We start from the raw sequence: 9,824 nt of genomic DNA on the forward strand, positions 1-9,824 counted from the left end.
AGATGCGATGACCACTCATCGCGCACGTAGCGTAACGGATCGGTTACGCACAGGCATAGCGTGTGCGCGTGGCGGGGCGGCCGGCCTGAAGGTTCTCCCACAGGTCGGAGAACCGGCCCCTGCTCAAATCAATGACCGGCGAAGCAAATCACCCAGAGAAGCAGCACCATGCCGACGATGCTGGCGAGGCAGGAGCACGCAAAGACCTTCGCCACGCGGTTCCCCTCCGGCGGAGGCGGAGGCGGCCGGTAGACGTCTCCCGGCGGTGGCGGCGGAACCTCGGCGGACATGAAACCCATCAGCACTGCCGGCCGGCCGTCTACGGTCGCCGGACCTCGAACTGGAAGCAGCCGTACTCCAGGGCCCGCACGTGCACCAGCGCCACCTCTGGCGCGGCGAACGCTTCCTTGAAGACCCGTTCGAACCCGGCGTCGGCATCGTCCGGGATCTCGAAGAACAGGCCCCCGACGATGTGCCCCTCGGCGTTGTAGCACCGGACGGTACGCAGTGCCCCCGGTCGCGTGAACGGGTATCCCTGCGCTCGCCGTGGCTCTCCGCATTCGTCGGCGTGGATGAATACCGGGCCCACTTCGTCGTAGGCCGCGGGCTCGACCCCGGTCGCCTTCGCCCAGCGGCGCAGTGGCGCGTAGGAGACGAGGGCGACGCGCTCGCCGGGCTCGATGGGCCGCAGGCAGCACCGTAGGGGGCTGCCCACGCAATCAAGCGGTACACCGTCCTCGCGTGCGGTGTACGGCTGCGTCGGCCGCCCGGCGTCATCGATGTTCCGGAGTTCGCGGAGTGCGGCGGGAGGGATGGGGAGAGGCGTGTACGCGGTCATGGGACCAGTGTCCGCGGCCGCTCCTTGGCCTGGCTGGCGGAATTCGGACGTGTAGCTCACCGATCCTGACCAGGGCGGCGCTGGGACCTCTCACGCGGAGCGCGGGGGGGCGGGCCCCAGTTCACGGCATTCCGGGCCCCCCACCCCCGTGGAGGGGTCCGGAATGCCGTGAACTCCCGTACTGCACAGCGGAGATGACCCCGTCTACGGGGTGGCGCCGTCCGCACCGTGCGAGAACGATCACCACGCTATGGCTGAGCGGATCACCTGCCTCGGGGCAGCACCCGCCAGCCAGGGGACCGTGCGTGCCACGGGGGGACCCTCCACGCCAAGATGGGGGCACCAGGCCCCAAGCTCCGGCGATGATCTGGCATTTCATGCTGGTCTATGCTCTGCCCCTGTGGTCTCGCATGCACATCAGGGAACAACTTCCTCCGCCCTCACCCGTCTGAGCGTCAATGCGGCGCGTCTGCTCGGCACACCCCCGCACGGGTACGCGCACCTGCTGGGCCTGGCGCCCGAGCACCTCAACGACGACCTGTGCCGGACCCCCGCGGCCACGGGCATTCGCATCGCGGAACTGTCGACCACCCACGCTCCCTGGAGCGAGCTGTCGCTGGTCCTGGCACAGCAGTCGAGCATCGGCGCCCTCGGGGTCTGGGACTACCTGATCACCTCTGCACCCACCCCGCTCGAAGGGATCCGGGACGGCGCCGCCTACTTGGCCACCGTCGCCGACACCGGCACGGACAGCCTCCGGATCACCGAGGACGGCGACCACATCACCATCAGCCACGTCAACCAGGGCGAACGGACCTACGAAGTCGCCTGCGCCATCCGCGCCTACGCCCTCGGCCTCTACCAACGGCGTCTCAGCGAAGCCGCGCAACGCCGCCTCGTTCCCGTCCACGTAGCCCTGGCCACCGAAGCACCCCGCCGGCACGACGGCCTGACCGAGCTCTACGGCACCCGCGCCATCGACTTCGAAGCCCCCCTCACCTCGATGACCTTCCTCGCCTCCGACCTGAAGGCCCCGAGCCCGCACGCCCAGCCCGGTCTGTCGGCCGTGCTCCGAAGACATGCCGAGCAGACCCTCGCCAACGCGATCCCCCTGCACGACTGGCTGGACCTCTTCCGCATCGCCCTCGCCTCAGCCCACGACCACACCACACCGACGCTCTCCACCGTCGCGCGGCGCATGACCATCAGCCCACGAACCCTCCAACGCCGTCTCGACGAACACGGCACCACATGGAACGACGAGCTGGAAACCCTTCGTCGAACGCACATCACGCACCTGCTCCACGACACCGACCTCACCATCGATGCCATTGCCGCCCGGAGCGGCTACGCCGACGCCCGCGCCCTGCGCCGAGCGGTGCAACGCTGGTACAACACCACTCCCGCCGCCCTGCGCCGCGCCGGCCATCCGCACGGCAGCGCGTCAGCCCGCCCGAACGGCGACTGACGGCGCCCTTCCCACCAGTGGTTGCCCCACGGGTCCTCGAAGACCGCGACCTCGACGGGGCCGGTCTGCCGCAGCGGTGCGGCGACCTTGCCGCCGTGCCGCTCCACCTCGGCGAGGGTGGCGTCGATGTCCTCGGTCCCCAGGAAGGGCACCGCCCTGCCGGTCTGCCAGAACTTCGACAGGTCGCCGGACTGCGGGTTGCCCTCCCACATCAGCCCGACCTGGGCGCCACCCGGCCCCGTCCCCATGATCGGGTAGCCCGGGATGTCCGCCTCGACGGTCCAGCCGAAGGCTTCCAGGTAGAAGCGGCGGGCGTCGTCGTGCGCCTCGCGGGGGACGGTGACGTCCACCAGGTTCAGGGGGTGTGCGTTGCCTGCCATGACTCTCTGTCTCCTTTACGCCCCCCGTCGACCGCCTACACCTCCACCACAACATCAGTACGGACGTCCGTACCAATAGCCGGGCGGCGTGCGAAAGTGATCAGCACACCGAGAAGGAGCCTGACGACCCTGACCGAGAAGACCCGCCGCACACGCCGACACGACCCGGACCGCCGGGAGCGCATCACCGAAGTGGCCGTGGAGCTGATCGCCGAACGCGGGCTGGAGGGGTTGACCCACCGGGCGATCGCCGAGCGGGCCGATGTCTCGCTCTCCTCGACCACATACCACTTCGCCGACCGCGAGGCGCTGATCCGCGCCGCTCTGGAGCGCGCAGCCGACCGGTTCGCCGGCTTCGTACGGTCGTGGGCCGAGGAGTACTCCACCGCAGGCCCCGAGCGGATCGCCGAGGCACTGGCCGACAGCGTCATGGCCTGCCTGGGCGAGGGCCGCACCAACGCGATCGTCGAGTACGAGCTCCACACCGCTGCCCTGCGCCGCCCCGACCTGCGCGAGGCGGCCAGCCTGTCGGCACGGGCCAGCACGGAGGCCCTGACCCCCCTGGTCGGCCCGGTCGCCGCCGCGACCATCCCCCCGCTGATGACAGGGCTGTGCCTGCGAGCGATGACGGCCCCCACACCCCCCACCCGCGACGAGGTCCTCACCATCCTCCGCAGCGCCCTGCACCCTCCGCAGTGACAGAGCGGCGAGGACGACGGACCCGTCCCTGAGAGAGCACCTGGTTCGGAGGGATCTGCGAGAGCCTGAGGCGCCCCGGCTGGAAATCGCAGATCTCATCGACCCCGCAGGGCGGACGAAGGACCTTCAACGTCGCCGAGCTCGCGGTGCGCAGGGCGTGCCGCTGCTGTGCCCGCAGCGGGTGATGCTCGGCCAGCGGGCGGGCCTCCGCCGGGGCCTTGTGTACGGCCCCGGCGGAGGCCCGGGACGCGGGACCGTCAGAAGGCGGCGCCGGACCTGATCCGCGCGAACTCGTTCATGCGCCGGATGGTCGGGCCGGCCGGGGACACCGCGGAGTCCGAGAACGCCGCGAACGTGCCCAGGCTGCCTGCCAGCACGAGCAGCTTCTCGATCGTCACCCGGTCATTGACGAACTCGGGTACGGGGAAGGCCTGGTGTACCTGCTTGAGGACCTCGATGTGCCCGGACAGGCGGCGCCCGGCGGCATCGCGGTCGTTCTCGTACAGGTCGTCGAGCGCGTGGAAGGTGATCTCGCTCGTCCGCAGGCCCACCGCGTGCACCGTCACGGTCTCCTCCGAGAGCGTGGTCGCGTCCGCCAGCGCGAGCTCCCGGCTGCGGTTCTCGCGCGCGAGGGTGTCCACGTACTGCACGGTCGCCGTACCGATCCCGCCCGCGAGCGGCCGCCCCTCCGGGACCTGGATCTCCAGGACCACCCAGTACGTCTCGCCGAAGGCCAGGTCAGGGGCGAAGATCCGGATGCCCTTCTCGCCGGTGATCAGGTCGGGCAGCGCCTCGGTTCCGTACTCCTCCCGTGCGCGCCGGGCCGCTTCACGCGACTCCCGGAACACCCGGGCCCGCGCCCGCTGATCGGTGACCAGGTCGTGCCCGTAGAGGTGCCACACCGTCACTGCCGGGTCGATGTCGATCCGGAGCTGGATGTCGATCGCGGCGAGGTGGTCACGCCGCTCCAGGTCCTCCAGGAGGCCGGAGCGGACTTGTTCGGGGCGGGTGACGAAGGTGCAGTGGCCGCGGGCGGTCCCGGCGAGCGCCGAGAGCTCGGTCATCCGCGCGTCCGTGCCGAAGCCGAAGCACGAGAGGGTCAGATCGCCGCGCAGCCTGGCCGCAATGTTCTTCCGGACGGTGGTCCAGTTCCGTTCGCCGGAGGTCGGGTCGCCGTCCGAGAAGAGGTAGAGCCGGTTCACGGTACGGCCGGAGCTCGCGCGGCGGCCGATCTCCACGATGCCGTACTGCACGCCGAGCTGGATGTCCGTGCCGCCGTAGGCGGTCATGCCCGCCACGGTCGCGGCGAACTTCTCCGGCGACAGGTCCTCCTTGCGGGTCGCCTGCAAGAGGGTCGACACGTTGGTGGCGAAGGTGACGATGCCGAGCGAGTCGGTGGGGCGCAGCCGCTCGTAGATCTCCTGGAGCGCGGACTTGACCGTGTCGAGCTTCTCGCCCTCCATGGAGCTGCTCGTGTCCACGACGAAGACGAAGTTCACCGGGAGCGGTTCCTTCGCGTGCGCGCCCGTGCCCGTGCCCATGTCCATGTCCGTGCCCGTGTCCGTGCCCGTGCCCGTGCCCGGCTGAGCTTCCGCTCCGGCCTTCAGTGCGATCTCCACGAAGTGGGTGGTGGCCTCATGGGCCTTGGAGTCGCCGGGCACCCGGGCGAGTCCGTGGCTGACGGCGAGCGCCTCGCCCTCGGGCGGGCCGGGGACCTGGTCGGTACGGGCGGCGACGAAGTCGTCAAACCGGATCTGGTCCTGCTCGATCAGCACGCCGCTGTCGATGAGTTCGGTGACACCGAGCACGGAGCGGGTGCCGTAGGCGCTGCGCCGCCGGATGAAAAGGCCGTCGTGGGGGAGGGGGCTGCCGGTAGCGGGCATGGGGGCGGCGCGGATGGCCGGGCTCTGGGGGTAGTCGTACGCCTGGGCCGGGCGCTGGGGGTAGCCGTACGCCGGGGCCGGGGGCTGGGGCTGGGGGTACCCGTACGCCTCGGCCGGGGCGGGGGCGGGGGCCGGGGGGTACGCCGGGGACGGGGCCGGGCGGTTGCGACTCGAGGCTGGCGTGGGCGGCACCCCGCGACTTTCCCACTTTCTTACGGTGGGCCTGGCTACGCCCCGCGCCTCGGCCTCGGGGGCGTCGGGCGGGATCACGGGCTCGGCCGTGTCGTTCCATTCCAGGAACGGTTCGCGAGCCTCCCCGCTCACGTGGTTGTCGAGCGGGGTCACGGGCTCGGGCTGAAGCCCACCCTTGGCCAGCCGCACCCCACCCGGACGCGTGCTCCGCAACTGCCCCGCGGAATGGACCACGCGCCCCTGGAGGAGCCACCTCCAGACGTCGCCGTGCTTTCCGGGCCGGCTCCGCTGGGCGTCCCTTCCGAGGCCGACGGCGAAGGCGCCGGGGTGGACCACGATCGTGCGCACCGGCCCCGTCGCCGGTTTCGCCAGCTCCTCCTCGATGAAGCGGATGTACGCGGCCTCGCCGTCGAGGAGCCGGTCCACGTGCAGCCCGCAGCGCTCGGCGTACTCCTGGCACTCACACGCCCGGCGGTCGAGCTCCGCACGGGGCAGCTCCGGGCCGAAGGGGTCGTGGGTGAGGAGGACCGCCGTGCCGTCCGACAGCCTGTCGGCTGTCGTCGCCGGTGCGGCCCGGTCGTCGCAGGGCCTGAGGGTGGCGCCGAGCCCGAGGAGCCCGTCCAGGATGTCGGGGGAACTCAACAGCGAAGTCCGCAGCGCGTCATGGGCGACGATGGCGGGCTCGGCCACGACCGCGCGGTCCGGTGTGTCCCTCAATAAGCGGTCCACCTCCTCGGGGTTCCGCGCGGTCGGGTCCAGGAGCGTCAGGCCGCGGCTCATCGCCCGCTGACGGCATTCCTGTTCGATACGCCGGGCGGAAGGGGCCCAGAACCCATGCCAGCGGCGGGCGATGTAGAGGACGGCGGGGGCAGGGGCCGCGAAGCCGCCGGGATCTTCAGTCGTCATGCGCGTGTCTTCCGTGTCGTGGGTCGTCGGGTCGGGCCGGGCCGGGCGCTGCCGGGCCTCAGGCCGTGGCCTGGCCGTGGCGGGCGGGGAGCGGACAGCGTTCGTCCAGCTCGGTGTTGGTCCGCACCCGGACGTCGAACATGCCTTCCGCCCGCAAACGCCGTAGCCAGACGTCCAGTTCGCTGCTGATGCCCTCGCCTGCGCCGGCGAGCCGCAGGGCCCGGTCGCGGTCCGCCGGGTCTCTGCCGACCAGCAGGATCCTGATCTTGAGGGCGATGGCGTGCGGGTTCCGGGGCTCGATCTTCAAGGCCTCGTCGACGTACCCCGCGGCCACCGCCGGGTTGGAGCGGGCGAGGGCGATCCTGGCCTTCCAGTACCAGAACTCCTCGGACTCGCGGTCGGTCCCGGCCGATTCGAGCGCGCGTTCCGCCTGGTCGGGCTCGTTGCCCTCGACCAGCCGTGCCACCTTGGCCAGCGACCGCTCCCCCGCAGCCGCCCCGTGGTCCAGCCCGCTCCGGCGCCCGCCGGTGAGGATCCGTCCCCCGAGGAGGAGGGCCGCGAGGAGGAACGCCAGCAGGATGCCGACCAGGATCATGAACTGTTGAGCTCCCCCGCCGTCTGCGAGCGTGGCGAAGATGCCCAGGATCGCGATGGCGAAGGTGAAGACGATCACGGCCCCGAACAGACCGGTGGCCTGCCCCGCCGTGAGGGTGCGGAACATCTTGTTCTGAATGATGTTGCGGACGAGGTCCCGGTAGAGGAGGAACAACACTCCGAGTGCCACGCCGCCGAATCCGGCGATGCCACCGAGGACTTGAAAGAGCTCCAACATGCCACGGACTGTATGGCCTTGGGCAGGCATACGTCCGGGATACGGTCAGGAGCGTCCAGGTGGCAGGTCCCTGACGGGTGCCTACGGGGTGATCCGGCCGCTGTCCACGAGGGTGCGGGGCTCGACTTCGCGGCGCAGGCGCATGGCCTCCGGGTCGGGACCGGAGCGGAAGACCTCCTCCAGCAGCTGCGTGACGATCGGACCGGGCAGCGGGCCAAGACGCTGTCCACGATCAACCGGGGACAGGCCCACGGCCGGCCCGGGCGGACCGCGTCCGCACCCTCGCGCCGCAGCCTCCCCGCCTCAGCGGAACTCGTGGACCACCTGGATCTCGCCGATGATGTGGGCGTTGAACTCGTCCAACTCCTCGGCCGGAACCCAGAGTTCGAGGATCGTCTGCCCGCCGGCCTGCTGAACGGGATACCGGCTCAAGAACTCCGACTCGACCTCAAAACGAGTGACGAAGCCCGCGCCATCGTGCTGCACGTTCCAGTCCCGCGCGATCCTGATCGCGTAGTCCTCGTTGAGGACCGGGTAGAAGATCGGCTGCTCGGGCAGCCGGGGCGGCCAGGCACGCCAGCTCAGCTCCCGAACCAGATCCAGCTCCTTGGGGCCGACGGGACGCCACAGCGTCGTCGTCGCTTCTTGGCTGGTCATGTCCATCGCTCTCTGAAGGCAGGCCGCTGGTACGGCGGGTCGGGAGACGGGACGATACCGGCACCACAAACTCTGCAGCTACGCAGTTTCCGCACCCTGGCCGGCGAAGACGTGCTCGCCCGGAACAACGGTCCTGCCCGGTTCGAAGAACCGCAGCCGACTGTCAGGGGCTGCGACGACGCAGCGCGGTGCCGGGCGGCGCTGCCATCCGGGGCGGCGCGGCCATCCGGGCGGGACGCCCCGGCCCGTGCGGCATGGCGCCCAGCGCTGCGGTGCCCCTCGGCGGATGCTGATGCCTCCCCCCTGCAGGAGAGGTCAGTGAGCGATCCCAGCCCCCCGAGTGACCACCCCGAGGCCGGCATCCGCCACAGCGGGCAGTGACATTCCCGCTCCCGGGGTCATCGGCATCGGACTCGCCGCGGTGCTGACGTTCGCGCTCGCCCAGGGGTCGTGGCAGTGGTTCGCCACGTTCATCGGGGTGACGCTCCTCGCGGTGATGCTCGCCTTCCAGCGCCGGGCGGAGTGGACGCCGGACATCCGCTCGGCGTACATGCGCGGCCTCGTCGCATACGCGCTGGTCGTCGGCCTGTGCGTGGCGATCGCGCTCGCCCCCCTGTTGCAGCGCCGGGCCTGGCTGTTCCCGATGCCGGGCACACGCAGCCAGTGCGAGCTGGTGGGCAGGTACCAGGCCCTCCAGGTAGAGGCCGCGCTCGGGAACCTGGCCGGCCACGACGGCACGGCCCTGGCGTTCGCTCAGGAAAGCCAGGCCCATAAGGCCGCTGCCGAGTGCCTCGCGGCAACGACGACCCTGTGGCTGCCCCTGTACGGGGCGGGGGTGGCAGTGCTGGTGGGGACGGTTGCCTGGTTCCGCGACCGGGCCCGGGCCCGACAACGGACAAGCCCCGCCGGCTAACGAGCTCGTGCATGGTTGGCGGTGGCACGTCGAAAGGTGCAGGTCGGCCCGGTGCTCACCGTGGCTGGCCCCGAGGGTGGTGGTCTGCTGGCGTGAAAGGAGTCCGGCGACGGCTTGGATCGTGTCGCTCAGGTGCTCGCGTCGGCCGTGGTGGCGAGCGAGTGCTCGCCAGTTTTTGAGGTGTGCGATGCCGTGTTCGACGCGGATGCGGCGTGAGGAGTGGGCCTTGCGCTGGCGCTCGCAGATCTCCTCGTACCAGTCCGGCGGGTTCTTCTTGAACTTACCGTGTGGTGGCGTCACGACGCGGCCGCCGGTCTGGGCGCCGAGGCCTTGGTAGCCGGCATCGGCGAGGATCTCCACGGGCGGGCCGCCAGCCAGGTGCTTGACCAGGCCTAACTGTCGGGCGTGAGTGATGTCGGCACAGCTTGCGGGCTGGGCTGGACTGCAGAACAAGAGCCTGCCGACGGAGTCGGTGAGGACCATGGCCTTGACCGCGTTCTGCTTGTTCTTGCCGGAGATGAACTTCTCCCGGTCATTGCGGCCGACGGCGGGCCTGCGCACCCGGATCTCGGTGCCGTCGATGATCCCGGCCCGCCCGCTGGCTCCGAGATAGTCGATGACCTCGGCGAGAGTGCGGAGCCGGATGCCGGGCGCGATGGTGCAGCCGCGCGTTGCGAGCAGGGGCCGCACCTCGCCGATGGCACGCGTGATTATGGAACGGTCGACACCGAACCAGCAGGCCAGCACGTCGTGAGTGGCACCGTGGCGAAGTTGGACGAGCGTGACCAGGAGCCGGTCGATGAAGACCAGCTGGTGCTTTGCGCCGGCGCCGACGGCCCGCTTCCGCGGCCTGGACTCCAGTCGCGCCTGGTGCCGTTCGTGCCATAACGGTCCTACCTCGGCGACGAGTTCGGCGCCCACATCGGCCGACAGCCCTGTGATCCTCCGATCGCTGATGATCGCTGCACGAAACCCGTTCCCCACCACACGAACATGATCAGGGATCAAGATCCAGCGTCGCACCGCCAACCATGCACGAGCTCGTAAAGGCTGTCC

The 9,824-nt window shown here is 70.5% G+C and carries 8 protein-coding genes and 2 pseudogenes; 3 read left to right on the forward strand and 7 right to left on the reverse strand.

Annotated elements, in window-relative coordinates; translation table 11 throughout:
• Nucleotides 1-319: 319 nt before the first annotated feature.
• Nucleotides 320-838 (reverse strand): DUF1203 domain-containing protein, encoded by a 519-nt coding sequence (locus OG447_RS31945; RefSeq protein WP_266941144.1) that lies wholly within the window; start codon nt 836-838, stop codon nt 320-322.
• 400 nt (nt 839-1,238) lie between these two features.
• On the opposite strand from OG447_RS31945, the gene OG447_RS31950 reads away from it, so the two are divergent.
• Nucleotides 1,239-2,306: an AraC family transcriptional regulator gene (locus OG447_RS31950; RefSeq protein WP_266941146.1), complete on the forward strand. Its 1,068-nt coding sequence runs from the start codon at nt 1,239-1,241 to the stop codon at nt 2,304-2,306.
• A 26-nt stretch (nt 2,307-2,332) separates the two neighbouring features.
• Here OG447_RS31950 and OG447_RS31955 read toward each other — a convergent pair.
• Nucleotides 2,333-2,686, reverse strand: a pseudogene (locus OG447_RS31955) (VOC family protein); the annotation flags it as partial.
• 96 nt (nt 2,687-2,782) lie between these two features.
• On the opposite strand from OG447_RS31955, the gene OG447_RS31960 reads away from it, so the two are divergent.
• The gene (locus OG447_RS31960) at nt 2,783-3,385 is read left to right on the forward strand and encodes a TetR/AcrR family transcriptional regulator (RefSeq protein WP_266941147.1); all 603 of its coding nucleotides are present in this window, start codon (nt 2,783-2,785) and stop codon (nt 3,383-3,385) included.
• Nucleotides 3,386-3,642: 257 nt separating this feature from the next.
• Here OG447_RS31960 and OG447_RS31965 read toward each other — a convergent pair whose 3' ends face one another.
• From OG447_RS31965 to OG447_RS31980, 4 genes are all read right to left on the reverse strand, one after another.
• Nucleotides 3,643-6,366, reverse strand: coding sequence for a VWA domain-containing protein (locus OG447_RS31965; RefSeq protein ID WP_266941149.1), 2,724 nt, complete (start codon nt 6,364-6,366; stop codon nt 3,643-3,645).
• A gap of 58 nt (nt 6,367-6,424) precedes the next feature.
• Nucleotides 6,425-7,198: a hypothetical protein gene (locus OG447_RS31970; protein ID WP_266941151.1), complete on the reverse strand. Its 774-nt coding sequence runs from the start codon at nt 7,196-7,198 to the stop codon at nt 6,425-6,427.
• An 81-nt stretch (nt 7,199-7,279) separates the two neighbouring features.
• The gene (locus OG447_RS31975) at nt 7,280-7,450 is read right to left on the reverse strand and encodes a hypothetical protein (protein WP_266941152.1); all 171 of its coding nucleotides are present in this window, start codon (nt 7,448-7,450) and stop codon (nt 7,280-7,282) included.
• A 51-nt stretch (nt 7,451-7,501) separates the two neighbouring features.
• Nucleotides 7,502-7,855 carry a hypothetical protein gene (locus OG447_RS31980; RefSeq protein ID WP_266941154.1) on the reverse strand — a complete coding sequence of 118 codons (354 nt, stop codon included), beginning with the start codon at nt 7,853-7,855 and terminating at the stop codon, nt 7,502-7,504.
• 340 nt (nt 7,856-8,195) lie between these two features.
• Here OG447_RS31980 and OG447_RS31985 point away from each other — a divergent pair, with 340 nt between their 5' ends.
• Nucleotides 8,196-8,768 carry a hypothetical protein gene (locus OG447_RS31985; protein WP_266941155.1) on the forward strand — a complete coding sequence of 191 codons (573 nt, stop codon included), beginning with the start codon at nt 8,196-8,198 and terminating at the stop codon, nt 8,766-8,768.
• Between the two features lie 159 nt (nt 8,769-8,927).
• On the opposite strand, the pseudogene OG447_RS31990 reads toward OG447_RS31985, so the two are convergent.
• A pseudogene (locus OG447_RS31990) lies at nt 8,928-9,791 on the reverse strand (transposase family protein); the annotation flags it as partial.
• Between the last annotated feature and the right edge of the window lie 33 nt (nt 9,792-9,824).

The organism is Streptomyces sp. NBC_01408, from assembly GCF_026340255.1.
Taxonomy (GTDB): domain Bacteria; phylum Actinomycetota; class Actinomycetes; order Streptomycetales; family Streptomycetaceae; genus Streptomyces.

Excerpts from the sequence above, each read along its gene's own strand:
- OG447_RS31965 (WP_266941149.1), bottom strand. The coding sequence starts at position 6,366 with ATGACGACTGAAGATCCCGGCGGCTTCGCGGCCCCTGCCCCCGCCGTC.
- OG447_RS31945 (WP_266941144.1), bottom strand. The coding sequence starts at position 838 with ATGACCGCGTACACGCCTCTCCCCATCCCTCCCGCCGCACTCCGCGAA.
- OG447_RS31980 (WP_266941154.1), bottom strand. The coding sequence starts at position 7,855 with ATGACCAGCCAAGAAGCGACGACGACGCTGTGGCGTCCCGTCGGCCCC.
- OG447_RS31970 (WP_266941151.1), bottom strand. The coding sequence starts at position 7,198 with ATGTTGGAGCTCTTTCAAGTCCTCGGTGGCATCGCCGGATTCGGCGGC.